The organism is Gilvimarinus sp. 1_MG-2023 (assembly GCF_030548285.1).
In genome coordinates this window covers 1-350 of record NZ_JAUOSC010000433.1, presented here as the reverse complement: position 1 = coordinate 350, position 350 = coordinate 1, and the positions used below count along the sequence as shown (strand labels likewise).

At 57.1% G+C, this 350-nt stretch carries 1 protein-coding gene; it reads left to right on the top strand.

The features are described from left to right. A partial coding sequence (locus Q4563_RS17510; protein ID WP_303605405.1) for an AAA family ATPase occupies positions 1 to 350 on the top strand: 350 nt, incomplete at both ends.

Genomic DNA, 350 nt, shown 5'->3' with positions numbered 1-350 from the left:
CACCTGGGCCGATTTTCACCAACCTGCTGCTGGTCGACGAAATCAACCGGGCCACCCCCAGAACCCAGTCAGCCTTGCTCGAAGCCATGGCTGAAGGCACCGTCAGTATCGATCGTGAGATCCATGCCTTGCCGGCTGTCTTTATGGTGATTGCGACCCAGAACCCGGTGGAGTTCAGCGGGACTTACCCGCTGCCAGAAGCCCAGCTGGACCGCTTTTTTATGCGTATTTCACTGGGCTACCCCAGCGAAGAACAGGAACTGGGCATCCTGCAAGCACAACTGAGCGGTCATCCACTGGATACACTCGAGGCCGTGATGTCAGACAAAGCGCTGCAAGCATTACAAGCC